Below are 22,100 nucleotides of genomic sequence, written 5' to 3'. Positions count from 1 at the left end.
AATCACGTAGATTGTTGATTAACTAGTACTGAAGGTTACGTCCAGAATGGCCATCAAGAGTTCTTGGTGCGTGACGTTACGACGAAGTCCGAGTTCTGGAGACAGAGCGCGGTTGATAAGTGTGTGCCAGTTTTGAAAGAGGATCGCAACGTTCACGCCGTAGAGACGGAGATTCTCGTTGCCACTGTGAATTATCGGCATGAAGTCATTTGAAATTTGATTTATCGACTCTTCGATAGCCCAGCGTTGATAGTATGGGAAATGAATGCCCTCTCCTGAACGCTCCGGTAAAGAACGGTCAGTTAGGTATACCGCGTGCGTTGATCCATTGCCGACACCAGGTACAGATTCCGGATCGTCAAATGTCTTCGTAAGCGTCGAAGGGAATGATCCAGGTGTTTCTTCACGATCATCGAAGTCGGAGAAATCCGTTTGACTCTTAGTGTCTACTGGATCGTTGCGTTTCAACTCGTGGGCAGTAAATTCAACGATTGATGGGTTACTACTATCGTATGGGTATGCAACAGCAGCGGGGCTTGGTGTGGTATTCCACGATACTGCGGGGACGTACCCGATGTGATTCTCTGGTGTATACTCTTTCAGCGGCGTTATCACTGTTTTTTCGTTTGGTGCTCGGACCGCCCAACTAGAGTCCGCGATTCTACGAAACGCGTTAATCAATGCGCCCGAGATCAGTTCGCTGTCGGCGTATAATGCCTTGACATCGACGAAATCATTCGAGATCGGTGTGAGTTGATTGACGGCTCTTGGGTAGGCCGATTTCTCTGGCAGCCACCGCGCACCGAGAGTGAACCGAGCTTCAGTGTCGATGATTCCGAACACTGCATAGGTCCATTGTGATCGGTTATCGTTTTCTGACTTCGGAGGGCGATTGATGGTAAGGTCGTTTTCGACTCCGTTCCATTCAATGCGGTACAGGTCAACGGCCAGTGAGCGGTCTTCAGAGAAAAAACCATACTGGTCTGCGAGTTTTAGTGTTTCACGGTGAACAGCATCGAACTGTTTCGTAATTGCGTGCTTCTCTGTGTTTTCTAACGCAGCCTGGCTTGCATTCAGCGGGAGGTCGTTTCTGATGTATTTCCCGACACCGCTCCCCTTTGGGATCATCTCCCGCTGATAGACATAGTCGAAGGTATTTGCAACAGTTTGTACCCCGCAGCCGGAAAATGCGGAGGCAGCGAAGAGCCCTAAGTACTGTTCGATGCTGATACGTGGCTTGTCCCGATGAAACGTGAGTGGGTTTATCGTCTCATCAAGTAGAAGCTGGACCCAGTTCCGGAGAGCATCCTGCTCGATTGACCGAGGAATTGCTCGTTCGTACAGTGGTGGGGCGACGGCGTCGAACCGATACTTTTCGCTTACTGATTCAGGTACCTTGATCCCGTTGCGAAAGACTGCGTAAATGGCGCGGATAACAGCAGCCTTGAACGCTTCCTGTCCTCGTTCCAGATCGGCCAGTTCTTCAGGCAGGTTCTTCTTCAATTCAATTCGGACTGTTTCGTAACTGGGGAGGTCTGACGCATCACTGTAGCCAAGTTTGGCGAGTACCGAGGGAAAATTCTTGAGATCAGTATAAAATGCCGTGAGTGTTCTCGGTTGCCGTGCTTCCTTGAGAAAGAGAAGTTTGAATCGGCGCGTTGAAATCTCAAGTGAATCGGGCGAGAGACCTTCAACCTCTACGACTTTGTCAATCACATCGAGAATAGCGACATCGTATAGCGTCGTGCCATCGTTTGGGAACGACCAATCACGACCGTGCTGGGCACGGTTATACTGATGGAGTTGCGCAGTCAGATGAGTTGTTCGGAGTAACGTTTCTATGTCTGGCGCAGGATGGATAAGTTCGATTTCGCCTTCAAAGCGAGTTGTGACCGACCCATAATCGGCCTTTCCTGGATAGTCGTCATACTTCGTTGGAGCTGTATACTCACTCTCGCCACGTGTGGACATCGGCCTGACGTGGTCTGTATGGGAAACAGGGGGACCTCCGGGCATAGGTACTGCACAGAACTAGAAACCTTCCACGGATAAAGGATTGCCCAGGGGACCAGATCGTCCAGTTCCTGTCGTAACTGCTTCCTGCGCCCCTTAGCAGCGAGCCGTGGATCTAATTATCTTTGTGCTGCCATGAATTGTCTGCGGCAGGATTTCCAACCTGCAATAATTCCCCCTCTTCACGAGGGTTAATAGGTCCTGATAAGCAGATTCTTCCGAAAAACCGGTACAAAAGTAATAGTTCTGTCATTAAAGAGATCAAGTGTTGGGGTTCGAGAAGTGATGATATTCTGTCTTTCATTTCGGTATAGGAACAGTAGGAAAAGCAGCACCAATTGGACTGATAGATACCATAAATTTCCTGTCGAAATTTGGATTTCGACGGGTTTCCAAGATGCTTGTGCAGTGACTGTGTACGGCATCGACTGAGAGATACTAGAGGAGTTCTTGGATATTCTGGTTCCGTATTTGTTCCCACTCTTGTGGCACGAGATCGAACCTCTGAAAGAGAGCAAACTGATCAACGGTCTGCTCAGGAGCTAGTTTATCCGTACCGAAAATAAGACTGTCCACGTGTTCCTCCAAGAACGCTTGCCCAAACGCAGGATCACGAGTCAAAGCGTTCCAACCCGACCCACCGGATAGGTCGCTATACAGGTTGTCGTTTTCCGCCAGTAACCGAGGTACCGCTCCACCAGGTGCCACCGGTCCATCTGGCCACACCATCGCCACTGACTCGATATCGCCAGAGATTGAGGACCACCAGCCTGCACCATGCCCGATGAAATCCACCTCCGGGTAGGAGTGCAGCATGGCTTCGGTTCGTGGCAGACTGACCTTATCAGTCAGATTCACGCCGTCCATATGGAACAGGATCGGCAGATCGAGTTCTGCGCCCATCTCATACACAGTTTGGACCCTGTCATCGTCAAACGGCAGCGGTGCTTTCAACTCGCCGATGCCGCGCGCACCCATATCGGCGTATGTCCTGAGGCGTTCCCGGATAACGTCGTCACCGAATTGGTCTGCAGCCTGTGGAGCAACTGCACAGAAGGGGATAAATCGATCCGGAAACCTGCTTGCCTCGTTCAGGATCCACCACGTCGGTACTGGGAAGAACCAGCTTGTCGGTGATTCAAGCGGAAGGAGGATGGCTTGATCGACGCCGTTGTCGTCCATCCAGCTTATCGCCTGTTCTGCTGAGAACGCTTTTCGTGTTGTTCCATCGATCGGCGTGATATGGAGATGGACATCGATCAATGGCGTTTCCGTCTGAATATCTCCGGGACCGCTCTCCTGTTCTTGTGCCGCTGTAACCTCGGCCGCGACAGTGCCAGAGAGGGCTGTCACACCGGTATATTGGAGTAGCTGTCGCCGTGTGACTCCTTCTGGCGTTCCTTGGGCCACGCTATTTGACCGCATAGCGTCTGGTCATCTAACAGCAGAATAGTCCTTGGGAGGGATACCACAACGGGGTTCCTTAGTTGAGCAATTCTGTTATTCCGCTTCAAATGGTGACAATAACGATGATAAGCAGGGACACGATCTTGAGAACATCTAGCTGCTTTTCGAAAAACCGCAACGGGGGACGACCGAGAATTCAGGCTCTGTTGAAATCCTCAGAAGCGCATAGCAACTACCTGCTGACTACACTCTCTATTCAGCAATATAAACCCTCGATTTGTTCGTGATAGGTTGTATGGAGAGAAGCCCCCATTCTGGCCTCGCATATATACCCCCGCGAACCTAGGCGTTTGCCGTTCTTTGGCTCCGATGGGCATTGGTCTGGGTAGAATCCAACGAACTCCAATTGCCTTTTCGGCAACTGCACCGTGTTATATGAATCTCGAACCCGTTAGAGACGACCACACGGGCGAAAACAGGCGATGCGGGATAAAGGGTCGAGGGCAAGCACCAGGGTATGTCACTTAGGCAAGACGTACCCTCTCACGGCAATAACCAGGGTTCGAATCCCTGTCGGAGCATCCTACCCTGTCGTCCGTTCGTAATTTTCGTCGCAAACAGGCTCCAGACAACCGTCTATTCGCTGCCAATTCGATCGACGAGGTTGTGAGGGACTCATCCGGGTCTGGTCGGTGTCTGAGAACAGGAGGGTGGCGTCGTCGTAGTCGATGTCACAGCTTCCTTCAAGTCCGATGGAACCGTACAAGTCGATAGCTGGAAACACCCTTCACGAGGAGCAACCGATGATCGAAATCGACGCGCCATTGGAAGTCGAACAGACCGCCGAACACGTCGTCCGCGTCACGTACGACCGACCCGATGCGATGAACGCGTACAACGAACCCCTGCTTCGGGGCGCAGTCGAGGCGTTCGAACGCTTGGACGACCGAGACGAGGTCCGTGCGATCGTCCTTACCGGCGCCGGCGACGCGTTCTGTGCCGGCGTAGACCTGAACGATATGCCCCTGACCCCGGAGATGGACTTCGCCGAGTACGAGACGGGGCTGGGACTGTTTCAGAACGTCGTCCGGACTATCCGCGGCATCGAGACGCCGGTCATCGCGGCGGTCAACGGCTACGCCCTCGGGGCCGGCTGTGATACGGCGCTGGCCTGTGACTTCCGTATCGTCAGCGACGAGGGAGTCATCGGCGAGACGTTCATCGACGTCGGGTTCGTCCCCGGCGACGGCGGTGCCTTCCTCCTGCCGCGGCTGATCGGCGAGGAGCGTGCGAAAGAACTCATCTTCACCGGCAAGAAACTCGCCGGCGAGGAGATCGTCGAGTGGGACCTCGCGCGCGAGCAGGTCCCCGCGGACGACCTGCTCGAGGCGGCCGCATCGTTCGCGAGCGAACTGGCCGGGCGTCCACCGATCGCACTCGGCCAGAGCAAGCGACTCGTCAACGAGAGCTTCGACGTCGACCTCGAGCGCGCGCTCGAGGACGCCACCCGCGCACAGCGGATCTGCTCGCAGACGGCCGACCACGAGGAAGCGGTCGCCGCCTTCCAGGAGGATCGGGAACCGGAGTTCGAGGGACGGTGACGCGATTCGCGGTCGATGCAGTATCGTTCGACGGGGTAGAGATCGAGACCTCGATCCGCGATCGATACGCCGTCGAGAGCCGCGGTTGAAGCCCGGAACTGAGTCGAATGTCGACTCGAGCTGACCCGGGTAACACACCAACGGTCGGTCCTACGACGTGAGATCGATCGGAAGCGACGCGTTCCGAAGTCGGTAGTGTGGCGGATCGAACTCGGTCGTGAGAGCGTGTACCCCGACACCGACGGACCGAACCCGCGCGAGTAACTCGGCGAATTCGGGATCGACAGCTCGATACGGTCGGAACCGATCGACATCGGGACGTTGCACGACGAACACGACGTGCGTTTCGTAGCCATCGTCGATGAGGGCCTCGAGGCTTCGGAGATGCCGGCGCCCGCGTTCGGTCTGTCTGTCGGGAAACTTCGCGACGCCGTCTTCGACGTGGGTGCAGGATTTGACCTCGACGTACACGGGCGATTCGGATCGATCGTGGAGGAGGAAATCGGTTCGACCGTGGTCGGGAAGTTGCGGTTCTCGCTTACGGAGTTCGTAGTTCTCGAAGCTGGGGAGAGCGCCTCTCGTCAGTACCGCCTCGAACAGATCGTTCGCGAGCGCTGTTCTGACGCTCACGAACGTTCCATCGACGTCGATCGCGATCGCATCGTAGTTCGTGGCTCGGTCGGCGTCGTCTACGGGGGAGCAGAGGATCTCTCGTCCGGGCTCGAGTATCCCCTCGAGTGCGCCGGGATCGCCCAGAAACACCCGCTTCGGTTCCCCGTCGAACCGGACGCGAACGACGAATCGGTTCGGACGGTCCGCGATTCGCCCCGTGACGAGTTCGTCGTCGAACGTGAGAAGCGACGCCATACTATGGTGTTCGACCCTTTCGGCGCCGCCGATACGAAAGCATCGGCGGCGACGAGTCACGCGCGGTCGCACGGTATACGGGGGCTCAGAACAGCAGCGCTTCCCGGCCGCAGTTCGGAACTTCCTAATCGCCACCGGATTCAGCCGTGCTCGAGTCCGCTCCAGCGGAACCGTTAGCCACCAGCGAATAACTGAGAGCGGCTGCGAGGAGCGCGAACCCGGCGAGTGTCGCGAACATCGCGAACACACCGAACGTTTCGTAAATAACCCCGGTGATGGCGGCACCGAAGGCCCCGATTCCGAACGTGCCGACGTACGTAAAGCCGTACGAGAGACCGCGAGCGTCCGCCGGAGAGTATCGCGCGATCGTCGCCTGGTAGAGCGGCTGGATCATAAAGAGGAGAAAGCCGAGTACCGCACTGATCGATACGAGGGTGGCGATACCGGCCCGTGCTGCGGGGATGAACGCGAGCGCAGTGACCGAAAGCGATGCCAGCACTACCATGAGTCCCCGTTCGGTCGCGACTCGTTCGGTGAGCTTCCCCCCGACGTACTGCCCACCGATGCCGACCACCAGGAGCCCCGTGTAGAAGAACCGCGACGGTTCGAATTCTTCCGCCATCGGGGAACTCGGGTCGAATACCTGCAGGTCCCCGACGATGGGCTCGAGAAACGTGGTGAGTATCTCCGGCAGCATCGTCAGCGTCCCGCGGTAGAAGAGCCCGTTGAGCATTACAATCGCGAAGACGAGGCTGAAACCGGTGGCGAACAGCGCTTTCGAACCGGCCCACAGTTCCGACAGCGAGGTTACCGATGCCCCATCGCTCGAATCGGTCTCCTCCTGTCGGTCCCTCGTCCCCGCGGTCTCGTCGAACCGAGCCTGAAACGCGTACAGTGTGACGAGTAACGCGGGAACCGAGAGGAACGCAGTGACGAGCCGCCAGTCGACGACGAGCAAGAGGAGTGCGGTCACGAGCGGGCCGAGTGCAATCCCGGCGTTCCCCGCCATGCCGTGGTACGCGAACGCCGATCCACGATCGACGACGCCCGTGCTGATCAACGAGAGGCCAGCCGGATGGTAGATGCTCGCTGCGATCCCCCAACAGACCAGTCCGAGGACGAGGACGGGCAGACTCGGAGCGATACTCAAGACGAGAAACGATGCACCCATCCCGACGAGACAGCAGACGATGAGCAGGCGCGAGCCGTAGATGTCCGCGAGGACACCGGCCGGAAGGGCCCCCAACCCGAACATCGCGTAACCGGCAGCGACCACGACGGCGAGGAACCCGATCGAAATCGAGAATTCGCCCGCCCACAGCAGCATGAGGATCGGGATAGAGAGTTCGTACGTATGTACCATCGCGTGAGACAACATCGCGAAACTCACGATAGCACGATCGTTAGACTCCATAGCAGTGCCCAACGGTTCGATGCCGCCCAGATAAAAGGCATCTCTTCCGATTCGAGTACCGATCGGCGTAGTCGAGAGCCGAAAACAGCGGTTCCTGTCGCTCCGCTGGAAGAGTTCCGTTCTCCAGAGGGTCTCCTCCCCACCGCCGCTGAGCGGTCCTCGAGGATAGTTCTACTTCCACACTCGAGCAGATCAGACCTCTGAAATGGTGTCACCCCGATGACGCGCTCACTGTCACTTCGGTTTTGCGAGTAACTCGCCGACGTACTCGTCTTCCCACTCTCGACGGGCCTCGAGCTCGCGCCGGCCGCGGGCCGTGATCGTATAGTAATTCGTCCGACGGTCGAGTTCGCCCTTCTCGACGAGTCCTTTGTCGACGACATCGTCGAGGTTCGGGTAGAGCCGCCCGTGGTGGATCTCTTTCTCGTAGTAGTCCTCGAGTTCGTCTTTAATCGCGAGTCCGTGCGGGTCATCCTGGCCGGCGATCACGTACAACAGGTCACGCTGGAAGGCGGTGAGATCGTACATACTGTGTTAGTCGGTTTCTTACTGGATAAAAATTCCTAGATGAGATAGTAAAATACATGTCACAAATAGCCTGGTTGGCGCCATATCTAGTAAGTGAACCGACGGGTTCCGCTCCGGCGATGGCTATAGTAGCCACTGAACACTCGATCTGAACGACACGTTCGCTGAAGCCGGGTTCGCCGACCCCGTCGCGGCTCACGTGCGCTTATCCCGTTGCCACGTGTGGTCACACAGGTTGCAGCCGTACTGGATGAAATGGGCTCGCTCCTCGAGCCAGACATCGGTTTCACCACAGTTCGGGCACGGTTCTGAAGCGGCCATGCCGTGTATCTACGCCGGCGATCCGCTTCAGTACCACACCGTACTCTGCGGGGGACCATCGTAGTGGCCTGCTAGTGGTGCCCCTTCCCGTTGGCCCGCCAGTGACACCCCTCCTTGTCGACCCTCCGCGACGGTCGAACCCGTCTCGCTCGAGACGTGAGCCAGAGTACGAGCTGTGCTATGGCAGCGGACCGAACACGAGACCGACCGCCACACCCTGTGTCGTGCCCGACGCTCGGTCACCGGTCGGTCTCGAGCGCCCTGCCGAGCGCGACGGCCGTGGCCTCGTCGTACCAGTCGGTCACGAACTGACAGCCAATCGGATCGCCGTTTCCGTCCCGGCCCGTCGTAACCGGGACCGAGAGCGCGGGGTGGCCGGTGAGGTTGAACGGACTGGTGTTGGCGAGGGTCCGCAGGAGGTCGGCATCGTCGGTGACATCGCCGTAATCGGGCGCGGTCATCGGCGTCGTCGGCAACACGAGCGCGTCGCGGGCCTCGAGGCGCTCGTCGACGGTGTCCGCGAACTCTCGACGGACGTTCTGTGCGGCGACGTAGCCCGCACCGTCGTCGAGTTCCGTCAACGCCCGCCCGACGACGAGACGAGCGCGGACGTTCTCGCCCAGTTCGTCCGCGTCCATCGCCGCCACCGCCTCGCGCCACGGCTCGCTGTAGCCGGTCCCGACCCCGTAGTCCTGGCCCGCCTGAGCGACCAGCGTCGTGAACTCCGTGCCGGTCACGGCTGCGTTGACCAGCGCCTGCGCGTCGAACTCCGGGAGCGACACGGATTCGACGGTCGCGCCCGCCGCTTCTAATCGGTCGGCTGCTCGCCGAACGGCCGCGGCCACGTCGTCGTCGGCGCTCTCCTGTGCTTCGGTGACGAGCCCGACCGTCGTCCCGTCGACATCAGTATCTAGCCCGCTGGTCGGGCTGGGCGTTCGCATCCCCTTCGTCGAGGGATCCCGGCGGTCGGGGCCGTTAATTGCCTCGAGGACGGTGGCCGCCGTTTCGACGTCGGGCGCGAGCGGCCCGATGTGATCGAGCGACATCGCGAGGTCCGCGAAGCCGAAGCGCGGCACGGTCCGGAACGTGGGCTTGAACCCGACCACGCCGCAGAACGAGGCGGGGATCCGAATCGAGCCGCCGGTGTCGGTCCCGAGCGCCGCGTCGACGAGCCCCGCCGCGACGGCCGCTCCGCTTCCGCTCGAGGAGCCGCCCGGCACGCCCTCGGCGCTGGGGTTCTCGACGGGACCGTGAGCGCAGGTCTCGCTCGTGGTGGCGTACGCGAACTCGTCCATGTTGGTCGTCCCGACCAGCGTCGCACCCGCACCGAGCAACCGCTCGGTGACGGCCGCGTGATACGCCGGCTCGAACTCGAGGGCGGCGGAGCCGCACGTCATCGGCACGCCCGCGACGGCGATGTTGTCCTTGACCGCCACGTCCAGTCCGGCGAGCGGCCCCGTCTCGGCACCGGACAGTTCGCACCGATACAGGAAGGCGTTGTACGGGTCGGACCCGTCCCTGACGTTCTCCGCGGCGTCGGACTCGAAGGCGGTGGGGCCGAGACCGCCGAGCAACTCGGCAGTCGCCTCCGCCTCGGCGGCGTATTCCTCGCGCCCCTCGTCGGAGAGGGGTATTCCGTAGACCGCCGCTGCGGCTTCGATCGCTCCGGTAATGTCATCTTCTATCACGAGCAGTGTTGCCACCCCGGTCACAGTAACGTTTGTGGCGGGCAGCGCTCCGGTTCGCTCGAACGCCGATTCGACCGCTAGTTACCGGCGTCGGCGCGGCGGACGATATTGTGCGAACGGATCGACATCACTTCGTCGTCACCGTCGGTGAACACGGTACGCTGGAACTCGACGTATCCGCGGTCCGAACGGCTCGTCGAGGGCGTCTTCTCGAGCACCTCGGCCCGGACGCGGAGCGTGTCTCCGGGCCGGACCGGCTGGTGCCAGCGCAGGTCGTCCATCCCGAGTCCGCCCATATTCGCGAGATCGACCTCGCCGTTGACGATCTCCGTGACGAACAGGCGGACGGACAGACAGAGCGTGTGAAGGCCGCTCGCGACCAACTCGCCGAACATCGACTCCTTGGCTGCCTCCTCGTCGATATGAAACGGCTGGGGATCGAACTGTTCCGCGAACTCGACGATCTCGTCTTTGGTGATCGTGTAGCCGCCCGTCTCGAAGGTGTCACCGACGGCCAGATCCTCGTAGTACTGTGTCATGCCACGCCGGTCACCAGCGATCGGCCTAAACCATCCGGTTCCCGACCCACTGGGCTCACCGTCTGTCGGCTCACCGCGCTCGCTGCCGTTCGCGTCGACGGGTAGGAGGAAGGACACTGGCTGCTACGGGATGTCCTCGGCAGTGCACCGCCCTGACGTAGTAGCCCACTGCGTCGAGGCTGCTGACATACTGTCGGCCCGTACCGTGGCATCCGTCGGGAGTCGCCGTCACGACCCACCAACCGTATCACCGCAGCGCATACTGCGTGACGCCATCTTCCTCGCTGATCGCGACGCGATCCTCGTCCTCGAGCAGGTCGAGGTGGCCGATCACTTCGGACATTCCGGGGAAGACCTCCGTTGCCGGGAGGTCGGGGAACATCTCCTGCATGACGTCGTAAGCCGTCATCGGACCCGTTTCGTCGATCATGTCCGCGATGCGCTCCTTTCGGCGGTGATGGTGGTCGAGGATCTCTTCGGCGCGACCGTTCAGGTCCGGAATCGTCTCCCCGTGGCCGCCGTGGCCGACCGCCGCCTCGACCGCTCGGATCTTGTCTAGCGAGTCGAGATATGCCGGGAGGCTCCGCGTTCGTTCGTCGTCGGTCCCCGGTGCGACCGTGAGGAGCGGATTCGGAGAGATGTGCTGGAGCACGTGATCGCCGGTGAACGCGACCGACTCCGTCGACGGGACGAAGCAGACCGAACCCGGTGCGTGGCCGGGCGTGTGAACTGCCGTCAGATCGACGCCGACGTCGACGACGTCGCCGTCGGTCAGTTCGCGGTCGACCGCCAGGGGTTCCTGATAGTCCGTGTACGCTTCGGGGAGCGTGACGGCCGTTCCGGCGATCTGTTCCGGCACTCCCATCGACTCCAGAAACGGTCGGAAGAAGGCCTGCTCGCGGTCGAAGTGCTCGATCGGGTCGGCGAGGTGTCTCGTGGCGTCCCGGTGTGCGACGGTCCGGGCGCCGGATTCCTCGACGACTCGATTGGCGATCCCGAAGTGGTCCATGTGGGGATGCGTGATGAGTACCCGGTCCACATCGGCGACGGCGAAGCCGTGGGCGTCCAGTCCGGCCGCGAGTTTGTCGTAGGCCGACTCCGTCGCAGGCCCGGGATCGAGTACCGTCAGCCCGTTCGCCGCGAAGACGTAACAGTTCACCCGACCCACGCCGAACGGCGTCGGAATCTCGAGTTTGTGTACATCGTCCATACGTAGCCGTTCACTTCTCGTCCTAAAATCGATACGGTCGCCCGTACGAGTGGACGGAACCCGCCAGCTGTGAGTTACTCCGCGGTTCCGCACCAGTCGACAGCCGTCAGCGCGAGCGTCTGTGCCGTCTCGACGAGCGAGTCGATCTCCACGTACTCGTCGGCAGCGTGGATGTTCTCGCCGCGCGGCCCGACCGAGGGACAGGGGATGTCGTAGTAGCGGTTGTAGAATCGCTCGTCATTCCCGCCGCTCCCGCCGCCGAAGGTCGTCGTCTCGCCGGTGATCGTCTCGGCGTTCTCCCGCGCGAGCTGGACGATTTCCTCGTCGGTGTCGAGTTCGTGCGGGGCGGCGTTCCAGCCGACCCACTCGAACTCGGGCGGATGGTCGGACAGCCACTCGTCGGTCTCGGTGACCTCTCTGACGGCCGCTTCCACGTCCGCCCGAACCTCCTCGCGCGTTTCGCCGGGCGGCCAGCCGATGCGTCCCTCCAACACGACGCCGGAGGGGACCGTCGACGGCCAGTCACCGCCTTCGATGGTGCCCACGTTCAGATTCGTTTCGTGGCCCTCGAGCCTCGGATTCTGCCGGAACGCCGGTTCGTACGAGATGCGCGATTTCCGTTCTCGATCGAGTTCGTCGAGCGCCCGGTAGATCTCCGCCGCTTTTCCGATGGCGTTTACGCCCGCGTAGCCTCGAGCGGCGTGCGCAGACTTTCCGGGGACGTCGATTCGGAAGTACATGACGCCCGCGCTCGCCATTCCGATGTTCGGAAGGCCGGAGGGTTCGGTGATGATCGCCGCGTCGGGCTGGTAGCCGCGCTCGAGCGCGGAGAGCACGCCGCCGGGGCCGCCGTCTTCCTCCTCGACGGTCGTCTGGATCGTGAGATCGCCCGCCAGTTCGATGTCGAGTTCGTCGAGCGCCTCGTAGGCGACGATGATCGACGCGACGCCGCCGAGCATGTCGTTGCTGCCGCGGCCGTAGAGGCGGCCGTCCTCGACGGTGGGGTCCCACGGATCGTAGCTCCATTCGTCCTCGTCGACCGGAACGACGTCGACGTGGCCGCTGAGCGTCAGTGACCGACCGTCTCCGACGCCGTCTCTGGTCGCTGCGACGTTCGGACGGTCGTCGTACCCCTGCTCTACGTAGGACGACGTCTCGAAGAACCCCGGATGGTCTCTCAGTTCGTCGGCATCGGGTTCCCACGTATCGACCTCGAGACCGCGGGCCTCGAGGCGCGACGAGACCACTTCCTGAGCGGGCTTTTCGTTTCCGGTAACAGATCGTTGATTGACAAGTTCGCTCACGAGATCGACGAGATCGTCGCGCTTATTTTCGATCCGGTCGCGGATATCCTCTCTGTTGTCTGTCGACATTTGACTTGGTATGATATACCACGCACCCAGTTACTTGTTTCTCCCGGAGTTCTTCACCCGCCGTGGCCGGTCAGCGGTCGGTTCGAGCGACGACGGCGAGGATGCCACCGAGGCCGCCGAACGCGACCGGATAGGCGACGCCAGCGACGACGAGCGCACGAAGGAGCGTCGGGCGGACGTTTCCGTGCTGAGTGAGGATCGCGAACACGACGACGAAAAGCAGGTAGCCGACGGTGACGGTCGCGCCGTCGACCAGCCCCTGCCGACGCGTCGTGCTGGCCGACGTAACGGCGACGAGAGCACCGGCGGCGACGAGCAGGAGCGGCGGGACGAGATACAGGAACTCGACGCCGGCAAGCGAGACGGCGTCGACGGTCCGACCGTCGAAGCGAGTGCCGACGGCGTGACCGTCTAGGAACAGCCAGCCGGCGACCTTCCAGGCGGGCGCGAAGCGGCCGCCGGCGCTGGCCAGCGGTTGAAACGCGCCCGCGACGCGGACCCCGGTGTCGGCCGCCGACAGGAACGTGAACAGATAGCCGAGAAGGAACGACCCGACCCCCGCGGCACCGCCGCGGACGGCCGTCGCCGCGTCGATCGTCGTTCCGGATTCGTCGACAGTCATCGCCGGTATAAGGTGCGTGCGAGTAATAAACTCGCGGAACCGTCCGTGGACGTTCTGGACACGAGGCGTATCACGGACGAACCCGGATCACCGCGAACACAACCCTGTTGAGCGTCGGCTCTCGAGAACTGCACAGTGACGGTTTCGGAACAGCGCCAGCGCTCGCTCTGGGTGCTGGTCGCCGCGGCGACGCTGACGGTCATGGCCGGGGCGATTCTCGGCCCGGTCGTCCCGCAGATCCAGCGCGAGCTGGGGGTCTCCGGCTCGGCGGCGGGACTTATCATCACCACCCACGGGGGCGTGATCGTCCTCGCCAGTCCGTTCGTCGGGTCGCTCGTCGATCGGGTCGGCCCGCGGAAGCCGTTCGTCGGCGGGCTCGCCGTCTACGGGATCGGCGGGGGCGCAGGGCTCTTCGTCGATTCGTTCTACCCGCTACTGGCCTCTCGAGTGGTCCTCGGGCTCGGGACCGCCGCGGTGTACACGTCGGTGACCGTGCTCATCTACGAACTCTACGACGGGCAGGCGATGGAACGAGCGCTGGGCCTTCGGAGCAGCGCGAACAGCGCCGGGGCCGCCGTCTGGCCGCTGATCGGCGGGGCGGCCGGCACCCTCGCGTGGAACCTCCCTTTCGGTGTCTACCTCGTCGCGCTCCCGCTCGGGGCCCTCGCGGCGGTGACGATTCCCGAGACGCGGTCCGTGGATGGCGCCGCCGGCCGGGCGGACGGCAGCGGCACAGCCAGCGATGATCCGAGCGGCGTTTCGACGGTCCTCGCCGTCTTCCGTCGCCAGCCGGGACTGCCGCTGGTATACCTGCTCTACTTCGGGGCGAACGCGCTCCTGTATGCGATCGTCGTCTTCTACCCCCAGCTCCTGGCCGGCATCGGCGTGACCGCCTCGCTCGAGATCAGCCTCTATCTGGCCGCGAACGGTGCTGCCGGCGGCATCTCGGCGGTCGCGTACGACAGGCTCGTCAGTCGCGTCGATCGATCCGCGCTCGTGTTCACTGCGCTCGGCCTGTGGATCGCGGGGTTCGGACTCGCGACCGCGGTCGGGACGGCCGTCGGTGCGGCACTCCCGGTGGTCCTGTTCGGGCTCGGACTCGGACTCGTCTTTCCGTCGACGTTCGCGTGGGTCGAGGCGTTCGCGCCACCGGACCGCCAGGGGCAGTTCAGTTCCTATCTCGCCTCCGTCGGCTACACCGGCCAGTTCCTCTCGCCGGTGGCGTTCGGTCTGGCGGTCCCACTTGCGGGCGTCCGCGGTGTGTTTTTCGCGGCCGCGACGGTTGCCGGCGTCGGTGCGGTCGGGCTCGGGGGACTGGCGCTTCGCGACCGCGCCTGACCGGCGAGGACGGCCGGCGAACGTACCGCGTCATGGAGTGGTAACGTCTCACACAGTGGGAACCGGCAGAAAGATCATTACCACCGCGCCCCTTACTCGGTGCTGACGCGAGGTCGCCGCCGCCATGCGTTCGGCCCGGCCGGCGTCGTTCTCCACCGAGAGTATGACATCGACGAACCGCGAGCGGGGCTCGAGAAGCGGGAGCGGCCGCCGCGAGTTCCTCCGGACGGTCGGCACGGCCGGCTACGCGCTGGGTGTAGCCCACGTTCTCGGTGTCGAGGACTTTCTGGGCGCGAGCGGCGGGGAAGTCTCTATCGCGACCGCCCTCGTCAGACCGGATCCGAGCGATCCCTGGGCGATCGAGGAACGGACGAGGACCGTCCCCGCCGACTGGTACGCCGCGGTCACGAAGGCGTTCGAACTCAACCGACGCCTCGCCCGGACCGGTGTGACTGGCTACCTCGGCAGCGCGGTCGTTCCGGGTAGCTACGACGATCCGGGCGCGGCGATCACGGTCGACGTCTCCGCGCGGGACTTCGACCAGACGCTCGAGTTCCTCGAGACGATCGTCGACGAGGTCGCGTACGACGTCAACGTAATCGAGCGCGGCGAAGCGGCGACGACCCAGCGAGACGGCGGACAGTTCAGGCGCGTCGCTCACGTCGACGACGGTCGGGTTCCCGGCGGCGTCGCCTGTCGAGCGGGCTACAGCAGGGCGACGCTCACGCCGACGCTCTACGACCCGAGCGGGAAGCGGGCGCTGTTCGCGACGGCCAGTCACACGTTCGGGGGCACCGAACCCGCGACCGATGAACTCGTACTTCCGCTCGAGAACGGGCAGGCGGTCCCGATCGGTCGCGTCTACGCCGACCACGCGATCGAGGACGTGGTCGCGGTCGCCCCGAACAGCCCGTACCGTCCCGACAGCGTGATCGCCGGTCCGACGAGAAAACGGGTCCGCGGCCAGTTCACCCGACTCGGTCTGGCCGACCTCGTCGCCCGGGAGAAGTCGCTCACGAAGGTCGGTGCCAAGACCGGCCGGACTGCGGGCCAAATCGAGGGGATCGACGCCGTCACGTCGCTTACGGGTGAGTCGCCCCGCTACGGCCAGCTCCGATGGGGCGACGAACGCGACATGGCCGACGGCGACAGCGGCTCCGTGAGCTTCCGAGCGGACCCCGCGGCCCCGGATCGGGGTGTACTCGTCGCCGGCTTCAACAACGCCCGGACCTGGTGGCCGGGACAGAACTACATCTGGGGAACGGCTGCGTACCGACTCACCGAACGATACGGCTACCACTTCTGAACGATGGCACCATCACGACGATCAGTGACGAACGGAGCGCCGTCCACTCGAGCGTCGCGGGGCGAATTATGAGCGGGGATCGCAGCGCACCCGACCAACGCGACCGACAGCGGTCGCGATATCGAGCGGGCGCCACCACCGCCGGGCGACTGCTCGCGGATCTGGTCGTCGTCGGCTGCTGGGTCCTCCTGCTCACGCTGCTGTCGCTGTCGGCGAACTGGTCTCGAGCGCAGTTCTACGGGCTGCTCCTCCTCGGCGTCGGCTGCTACGTCCTCGTGACGGCACCGTGGGACTGGCGAGCGGAAGACGAGTGAAGTCGGCCGTTCCCGTCCGTAGACGGCCGGAAGCGCGTCTAGAAGAACAGCGCGGGAACGGTGTTCCGAAAGATATTGAGCGAGATGAGAAAGAGGAGCCCGACGACAAACCAGTTGAACAGGTCCTCGTCGACCTCGAGCCGGCGGAGGTACGTGCCGAGCAGCAGGCCGACGATCGTGACCACGGCGATCACCGAGCCGAGCCACAGTCGATAGGTCGTCAGCAGGTCGGTGAACAGCGCCATCTGCACGAGGCGGATCGTGAACACCGTTCCGAGCACCATCGAGAGCCCGCCGATGTACCGCTCGGCGTCGCGCTCGAAGGTGTGGAAGTAGACGGGGAGGAGCGGGCCGAGGTTCGCCACGGCCAGCAGGAACCCCTCGAGGAAGCCGGCCGTGCCGAGCGCGATCGGGTGGTGGGCCTCTTCGACCGTCACGAAGTTCTGGACGAACTGGAAGACGACGTAGCCGAAGATGATCAGGCCGATGAGGAAGGGGACGATGGGGCCGGTGCTGAACTCGGCGAGGAAGGCGACACCGAGGACGGTCCCGGCGACGGCCAGCGCCACGAGGAGCCACTCCTCGCGGACGAACTCGAGTCCGGTGTCGGTCTCACCGATCTGGAACATATTGATCATCCATGGCGGAATCGCCAGGACGACGACCGCGAACGTCGGATCGATCACCGACGCGAAGATCGGCGTCGTGATCAGCGCGTAGCCGAACCCGATCATCCCCTTGACGATGCCGGCGACGATCGCGACGAGCACGAACGCCGCGAGCAGGCCGATCGAGACGTCGGACTGGATGCCGGCGCTCACGTTCTCTCTGCCGGGGAAGAAGACGATCGCTCCCGCGATCACGCTGAGCGTGGCGACGGCCATCATCACTTCGCGATACCTGAACGCGCGGAGGTTCGAAACGAATCGGTCGACGCGGATGGTAGATTCAGATGAGCTCATAGGTGAGCGGATTGCTGGCGTGGTCGACGCGGACCCACCGATACTACGGACATGGAATCAGACCCCTATCCCGCTGTTCGATTCGGCGATATGTACTGACTGAGGTGTCGCCCCCCGGTCCTGCGTTTCGGTCGGTATCGCCCTCAGTAGAGTCGGTATTGCCATCTCTATCCTATCCGGACTGTCATAGATAGCGGCAATCGATGGCCAGCACAGCGCCGGAGCCCGTGTCGCAGGCGGTCCGCCGCTCCACGACGAAAACGGCAGCTACGTTCGAACCGATCGGTAGAACGCGGCGACCGCGAGCGCCCCGCAGACGGCGAGGACGGCGACGCTCCAGGCGAGCGGCTCGAGGGCGATGCGGCCGCTGAAACCGGCGTCCATCGCGAGCCGCAGCGGGTGGTGCCCGGGCGCGATCCGCGCGACGGCGGGCGTCTCCGTCGCCAGCGGGTTCTGGAAGAGGAAGAGGTCGATCATCGAGCCGAAAAGCACCAGATAGACGCCCGGAAGACGATCGAGCAGCGTGCCGACGAGGACGCCGAGCGTGCCGTAGATGAGGGCCGTCAGGAGGACCGCGACGGCGAACCAGCCGAGGCGGTCGGGTGCGAACGCGACCCGCATCACGCCCACGGCGACCAGGGTGGCGAGCGCGCTCACGCCGGCCAGCAGCGCGAGCCTGGCGAAGACGACCTCGGCGGGGCGGTAGCCGGCGACCACGAGCCGCGCGTCGGCGTCGGCGGTCGACTGAATCAGGAACAGGCCGGCGATGCCGGCGAGCAGCGCCGCGACCATCGGCGTCGTGAACGCGGGGAACGCCTCGGTCAGGCTCACGCGAACCGTCTCACCGCCCTCGAGTTCGAAGGCGACTCGCGAGTCCGGCGCGACGTACGTGAAGACGCCGACGAGATAGGCGGGCAAGACGACGAGCAGTCCGAGCAGGACAGGGGTTCGTCCGATCTGGCGCGCCCCCATCGCGGCCGACTGCAGCGTTCGGTTCATGCCAGCACCCCCTCCTCGCCGGTGACGGTGGTGTACGCGACGAACGCGGCCGCGAGCAGCGCGGTCAGATACGCGAGCGCCGGGACGAGGTGGCTCTCGGCGAGCGTCCCCTCGAGGACGGCGGCCTCGAAGAGCGCGTGAGGATGGTACAGCGGGGCGAACTCGGCGACTCGGCCCACGTCGAACAGGTCGCTCGAGAGGACGTTGTCGAGGTCGGCGAGGAAGACGAGGACCAGCGATCCCTCGAGGTCCCGCGGGAGCAGCGTTCCCACGACCACGCCGAAAAGGCCGTAGAGCAGCCCGGCGAGCACCAGCACGCCGAACGCGAGGGCGGGCGCGGCGACCGCGGTCCGCCAGGCGAAAACTCCGAAGGCAACGACGGCACCGAGACTCGAGACGACGAGCATCGTCGCGAGCCGCGTCGCGAGGAGGGTGTGGCGGGGAAAGCCACAGAGGGCGAGCCGCTCGTCGCCGCTCCGGGCGCTGATCACCTGAAAGAGACCGATGAGGCCGGCGAGAAAGGCGACCGCGAACAGGGTCCCCGTCATCCGGCCGACCGTGGCGGGATCGGCTTCGAGGCCGGGCAGCGCCGGGAACGACTCGAGCGCGGTCCCGTAGACTTCGATCGCGACCGGGGGGAGGAGCAGCAGCAGCGCCAGCGTGGTCGGCTGACGGCCAAATTCCGCGAGCCGCGCCCTGGTGCCGGTCACCGCGCGCATCTCAGGCCACCTCGTCGGGGTGTAACCGCCCGTCGCGGAGCTCGTAGATGCGATCGAAGCGCTCGCGCTCGTTGATGAGGTGGCTGATGACCGCGATCGCGGTCCCGCGCTCGACGAGGTCCTCGGTGAGGTCCCAGAACGCGAGGTAGGTCTCCCAGTCGAAGCCCGTGTACGGCTCGTCGAGCAGGAGCACGTCGGGGTCGTGCATCAGCGCGACGCCGAGGTTGACCTTCTGGCGGTTGCCCCCCGAGAGGTGGTCGATCCGGTAGTCGAGGAACCGCTCGAAGTCGAGTTGCGAGGCGAGCCTGTCGCGGGCCGACGAGATCTCCTCGTCGTTCATCCCGTATGCCTCCCCGAAGAGCCGGAACGTCTCTCGAATCGTGAGCCGGTCGTACAGCAGCCCCTCCTGCGGACACCACCCGACGCGACCGCTGGTTTCGACCGTCCCGGCGTCCGCCTCGAGCGCGCCGACGAGGATCTTCATCAGCGTGGACTTTCCGGAACCGTTCGCGCCCACGATGCCCACGATTTCGCCCGACCGGACCTCGATGTCGGCCCCCTCCAGGACGTCGACAGTCCTCGTGAACGGGAGTCGAGAACCGTAGGTCTTCGTCAGTCCGTCCCCGCGAAGCGCCACATCGGGCTCCGTTCCGTCTGTCTCGCCCGTTCTGCCAGTGCTCGTTCGCTCGGTTACTTCGTTCATCATATTCGGCTCATTCCGAATATGCGGAAGCGAACCGTTTAGTATTTTCGGCAGATACCGAATACTATGAACGACAGCGACGACGACACCGATCCGGTGGCTGCGGCTCGCGAGGAGGTCATCGAAGCGCTCGAACGCAGCGCCGAAGTGTACGGTCTGAACCGAAGCTACGGCCGGCTGTACGGGACCCTCTTCTTCGAGAACGCACCGGTATCACTCGACGAACTGGTCGAGGAAAGCGGGTACGCCAAATCCACGGTGAGCACCGCGATGAAGACGATGGAACGACTCCACCTCGTCCACCGCCGTTCCCTCCCCGGAGAGGGGAAAAAGGCGTTCTACGAAGCCGAGACAGACTTCTGGCACGTCGTTCAGGAGTTCCTGCGGCGGGAGGTCCAGCGCGAGATCGATCTGATGTCTCGTGCGCTCGAGTCCGCCGAAACCAAACTCGAGGACGCCGATTCCGAGCGCGCCGAGGAGGACCTCGAGCGGATTCGATCGCTGAAGAAAACGTACGATCGGAGCCAAACGCTGGTGAACCTGCTCACGGGCAGATCGACCGATCGGCTCGCGGACCTGATCGACCGGCTGCGGTGATCGAGCCGTCGGAACTCGTCGGTGAGAAGTGCGCCGTTATTCGAGCGAGACGCGCCCGCTCGAGTGAACCGTCACGTCGTAGCCGCGATAGTCGAACGACACCCGGCCACGGCGGACCGCTCCGTTTCCAGGTGGTTCGAACAGGCGATCCAGCGCCGACGCGTTGACGACGTCGTTGAGCGGCGGCTGGAGATCGACGGGATCGACGCCGTCCGCCTCGGCGACCGCGCGGACGACGCGCATGCTCGGCCGCGTCTCCAACTGGAGCGCTCCATCGCCGCCCGAATTCTCGTTCCTCACGGGTTAGACGAGCAGTTGCACGTCCGATTCGGCCATATGCTGGAGGGCGGTCGCCGCGCCGACGCCGGTGGTGACGCCGTCGTAGAAGTCGTCCTCGTCGTAGTCCATCAACTCGATCGTCATCTGACAGGCCTGCAGGTCGACGCCGCTCTCGAGCGAGAGGTCGATCAACTCCTCGATGGTGGCCGTGCCGTTCTCGTCGATGCGCTTTTGCATCATCTTCGTCGCCATCGCGTCCATGCCAGGAAGCGCGGCGAGCGCGTTCGGGACGGGCATGTTCGGGTTGCCGACGGCGCTCAGTTTGAGGTTCTGGGATTTCTCCTCGTGGAGGATATCGAGCCCCCAGAACGTGTGGAAGACGACGACGTCCCAGCCGAAGGCGGCCGCCGTACTCGCGAGGATCAGCGGGGGGTACGCCATGTCGAACGTCCCCTGCGTCGCGACGATCGTCATCTTCCCCTGGTCGTCGGCGTCGTCGATCTCAGCGACCGACTCCTCTAGCTCGTCGATGCGCTCGCGAAGCGCCTGCAGCTCCGCGGCGTCGATCTCGCCGTCGGGGTCGTCGACCGAGGTGGTGGGGTTGTCGGTACTCATCTTACGCCGTCTTCTTGACGTAGTGGGTGTACAGGTCGCCGTCCTCGACCTGATCGAGCAGTTCGACGCCATCGGTGCCGTCCGCCCAGCCCTGAATGTCGCTCATGCTGCCCGAGTCCGTCGCGACGACTTCGAGTACGTCGCCGGCCTCGAGGTCGTCGATCGCGCCCTTGGTCTTCACGATGGGCATCGGGCAGGACTGTCCTTTCACGTCGAGCGTCTCCGTGGTGGTGTATTCCGAACTCATGGTTTCTATGTGCTCTGTCTTGGAGCTATCGTACAATATCGGTTACGACCATAAAAGGATGTCGGTTATTGTGCAGTATACGAACTCCTCTACCGAGCGGATATCGGTATGGCCCCACCCATTGCACGCTATGTCGCCTTCTGAGCCAGGTGAGTGATCAGCACGAGTAGTGGTATTGTGCAATTGTAGAATTACTATGCAAACTCTTATGTGGGAGCGGCCGATACTGAACGGTGTACACGATGGACGACATGGACTTCCCAACGCCAGACGTTTCGGTCGAATCGATCGCCCCCGACGAACTGAAGCGTCGTATCGACGCGGGCGAGGACGTCACGCTCCTCGACGCGCGCATGCAGTCCGAGTACGACGAGTGGCACATCGACGGCGAGACCGTCGAATCGATCAACGTGCCCTACTTCGAGTTCCTCGAGGACG

General features: G+C 62.9%; 23 protein-coding genes. 6 read left to right on the top strand and 17 right to left on the bottom strand.

Features of this window, described 5'->3' with window-relative positions:
• Window positions 1-18: 18 nt before the first annotated feature.
• Window positions 19-1,971 (bottom strand): hypothetical protein, encoded by a 1,953-nt coding sequence (locus NDO75_RS05880; protein ID WP_310905209.1) that lies wholly within the window; start codon window positions 1,969-1,971, stop codon window positions 19-21.
• A gap of 480 nt (window positions 1,972-2,451) precedes the next feature.
• Window positions 2,452-3,366, bottom strand: coding sequence for an amidohydrolase family protein (locus NDO75_RS05875; protein ID WP_310905208.1), 915 nt, complete (start codon window positions 3,364-3,366; stop codon window positions 2,452-2,454).
• Between the two features lie 857 nt (window positions 3,367-4,223).
• On the opposite strand from NDO75_RS05875, the gene NDO75_RS05870 reads away from it, so the two are divergent.
• Window positions 4,224-5,021 (top strand): enoyl-CoA hydratase-related protein, encoded by a 798-nt coding sequence (locus NDO75_RS05870; protein WP_310905207.1) that lies wholly within the window; start codon window positions 4,224-4,226, stop codon window positions 5,019-5,021.
• Between the two features lie 150 nt (window positions 5,022-5,171).
• On the opposite strand, the gene sfsA is transcribed toward NDO75_RS05870, so the two are convergent.
• The 8 genes from sfsA to NDO75_RS05830 form a co-directional block, all read right to left on the bottom strand.
• Complete coding sequence (gene sfsA, locus NDO75_RS05865) at window positions 5,172-5,888, bottom strand: DNA/RNA nuclease SfsA (RefSeq protein WP_310905205.1); 717 nt, start codon at window positions 5,886-5,888, stop codon at window positions 5,172-5,174.
• A 124-nt stretch (window positions 5,889-6,012) separates the two neighbouring features.
• Entirely contained in the window at window positions 6,013-7,251 is a 1,239-nt protein-coding gene (locus tag NDO75_RS05860) for an MFS transporter (RefSeq protein ID WP_310905203.1), read from the bottom strand.
• Window positions 7,252-7,536: 285 nt separating this feature from the next.
• On the bottom strand, window positions 7,537-7,830 hold the full coding sequence (locus NDO75_RS05855) for a PadR family transcriptional regulator (RefSeq protein WP_310905202.1): 294 nt from the start codon (window positions 7,828-7,830) through the stop codon (window positions 7,537-7,539).
• Between the two features lie 560 nt (window positions 7,831-8,390).
• Complete coding sequence (locus NDO75_RS05850) at window positions 8,391-9,839, bottom strand: amidase (RefSeq protein WP_310905201.1); 1,449 nt, start codon at window positions 9,837-9,839, stop codon at window positions 8,391-8,393.
• 77 nt (window positions 9,840-9,916) lie between these two features.
• Complete coding sequence (locus tag NDO75_RS05845) at window positions 9,917-10,378, bottom strand: MaoC family dehydratase (protein ID WP_310905200.1); 462 nt, start codon at window positions 10,376-10,378, stop codon at window positions 9,917-9,919.
• Between the two features lie 247 nt (window positions 10,379-10,625).
• Complete coding sequence (locus NDO75_RS05840) at window positions 10,626-11,588, bottom strand: MBL fold metallo-hydrolase (protein ID WP_310905199.1); 963 nt, start codon at window positions 11,586-11,588, stop codon at window positions 10,626-10,628.
• 74 nt (window positions 11,589-11,662) lie between these two features.
• Window positions 11,663-12,961 (bottom strand): ArgE/DapE family deacylase, encoded by a 1,299-nt coding sequence (locus NDO75_RS05835; protein ID WP_310905198.1) that lies wholly within the window; start codon window positions 12,959-12,961, stop codon window positions 11,663-11,665.
• Window positions 12,962-13,031: 70 nt separating this feature from the next.
• Window positions 13,032-13,583, bottom strand: coding sequence for a hypothetical protein (locus tag NDO75_RS05830; protein WP_310905197.1), 552 nt, complete (start codon window positions 13,581-13,583; stop codon window positions 13,032-13,034).
• 135 nt (window positions 13,584-13,718) lie between these two features.
• Between NDO75_RS05830 and NDO75_RS05825 the strand changes: the two genes are divergently transcribed.
• The 3 genes from NDO75_RS05825 to NDO75_RS05815 all read left to right on the top strand — a co-directional run bounded on the left by NDO75_RS05825 (window position 13,719) and on the right by NDO75_RS05815 (window position 16,541).
• Window positions 13,719-14,921, top strand: a complete 1,203-nt coding sequence (locus NDO75_RS05825) for an MFS transporter (RefSeq protein ID WP_310905196.1) — start codon at window positions 13,719-13,721, stop codon at window positions 14,919-14,921.
• Between the two features lie 163 nt (window positions 14,922-15,084).
• Window positions 15,085-16,227, top strand: a complete 1,143-nt coding sequence (locus NDO75_RS05820; RefSeq protein WP_310905195.1) for a hypothetical protein — start codon at window positions 15,085-15,087, stop codon at window positions 16,225-16,227.
• A gap of 68 nt (window positions 16,228-16,295) precedes the next feature.
• Window positions 16,296-16,541, top strand: a complete 246-nt coding sequence (locus NDO75_RS05815; RefSeq protein WP_310905194.1) for a hypothetical protein — start codon at window positions 16,296-16,298, stop codon at window positions 16,539-16,541.
• 38 nt (window positions 16,542-16,579) lie between these two features.
• On the opposite strand, the gene NDO75_RS05810 is transcribed toward NDO75_RS05815, so the two are convergent.
• The 4 genes from NDO75_RS05810 to NDO75_RS05795 form a co-directional block, all read right to left on the bottom strand.
• Entirely contained in the window at window positions 16,580-17,503 is a 924-nt protein-coding gene (locus tag NDO75_RS05810; RefSeq protein WP_310905193.1) for a sulfite exporter TauE/SafE family protein, read from the bottom strand.
• A 267-nt stretch (window positions 17,504-17,770) separates the two neighbouring features.
• Window positions 17,771-18,502 carry a hypothetical protein gene (locus tag NDO75_RS05805; RefSeq protein ID WP_310905192.1) on the bottom strand — a complete coding sequence of 244 codons (732 nt, stop codon included), beginning with the start codon at window positions 18,500-18,502 and terminating at the stop codon, window positions 17,771-17,773.
• On the bottom strand, window positions 18,499-19,221 hold the full coding sequence (locus NDO75_RS05800) for a hypothetical protein (RefSeq protein ID WP_310905191.1): 723 nt from the start codon (window positions 19,219-19,221) through the stop codon (window positions 18,499-18,501). Before NDO75_RS05800 ends, NDO75_RS05805 begins: the two co-directional genes overlap by 4 nt.
• Window position 19,222: 1 nt before the next feature.
• Window positions 19,223-19,924 (bottom strand): ABC transporter ATP-binding protein, encoded by a 702-nt coding sequence (locus NDO75_RS05795; protein WP_310905190.1) that lies wholly within the window; start codon window positions 19,922-19,924, stop codon window positions 19,223-19,225.
• Window positions 19,925-19,990: 66 nt separating this feature from the next.
• Between NDO75_RS05795 and NDO75_RS05790 the strand changes: the two genes are divergently transcribed.
• Complete coding sequence (locus tag NDO75_RS05790; protein WP_310905189.1) at window positions 19,991-20,521, top strand: hypothetical protein; 531 nt, start codon at window positions 19,991-19,993, stop codon at window positions 20,519-20,521.
• Between the two features lie 36 nt (window positions 20,522-20,557).
• Here NDO75_RS05790 and NDO75_RS05785 read toward each other — a convergent pair whose 3' ends face one another.
• Genes NDO75_RS05785 through NDO75_RS05775 form a run of 3 tightly spaced genes read right to left on the bottom strand, consistent with a single transcriptional unit; the run spans window position 20,558 to window position 21,662 of the window.
• Entirely contained in the window at window positions 20,558-20,821 is a 264-nt protein-coding gene (locus NDO75_RS05785; RefSeq protein ID WP_310905188.1) for a HalOD1 output domain-containing protein, read from the bottom strand.
• 3 nt (window positions 20,822-20,824) lie between these two features.
• A complete protein-coding gene (locus NDO75_RS05780; protein WP_310905187.1) occupies window positions 20,825-21,415 on the bottom strand; it encodes a DsrE/DsrF/DrsH-like family protein in 591 nt (196 codons plus the stop codon).
• 1 nt (window position 21,416) lies between these two features.
• Window positions 21,417-21,662, bottom strand: a complete 246-nt coding sequence (locus tag NDO75_RS05775) for a sulfurtransferase TusA family protein (RefSeq protein WP_254764375.1) — start codon at window positions 21,660-21,662, stop codon at window positions 21,417-21,419.
• Window positions 21,663-21,904: 242 nt separating this feature from the next.
• Between NDO75_RS05775 and NDO75_RS05770 the strand changes: the two genes are divergently transcribed.
• Window positions 21,905-22,100 (top strand): rhodanese-like domain-containing protein (locus NDO75_RS05770; RefSeq protein WP_310905185.1); only part of this gene is annotated, 196 nt, incomplete at its 3' end.

It is taken from the genome of Natrinema sp. 1APR25-10V2 (assembly GCF_031626495.1).
Taxonomy (GTDB): Archaea; Halobacteriota; Halobacteria; order Halobacteriales; family Natrialbaceae; genus Natrinema.
The sequence above is the reverse complement of the archived record's forward strand: the minus strand, read 5'-3'. Positions and strand labels throughout refer to the sequence as shown.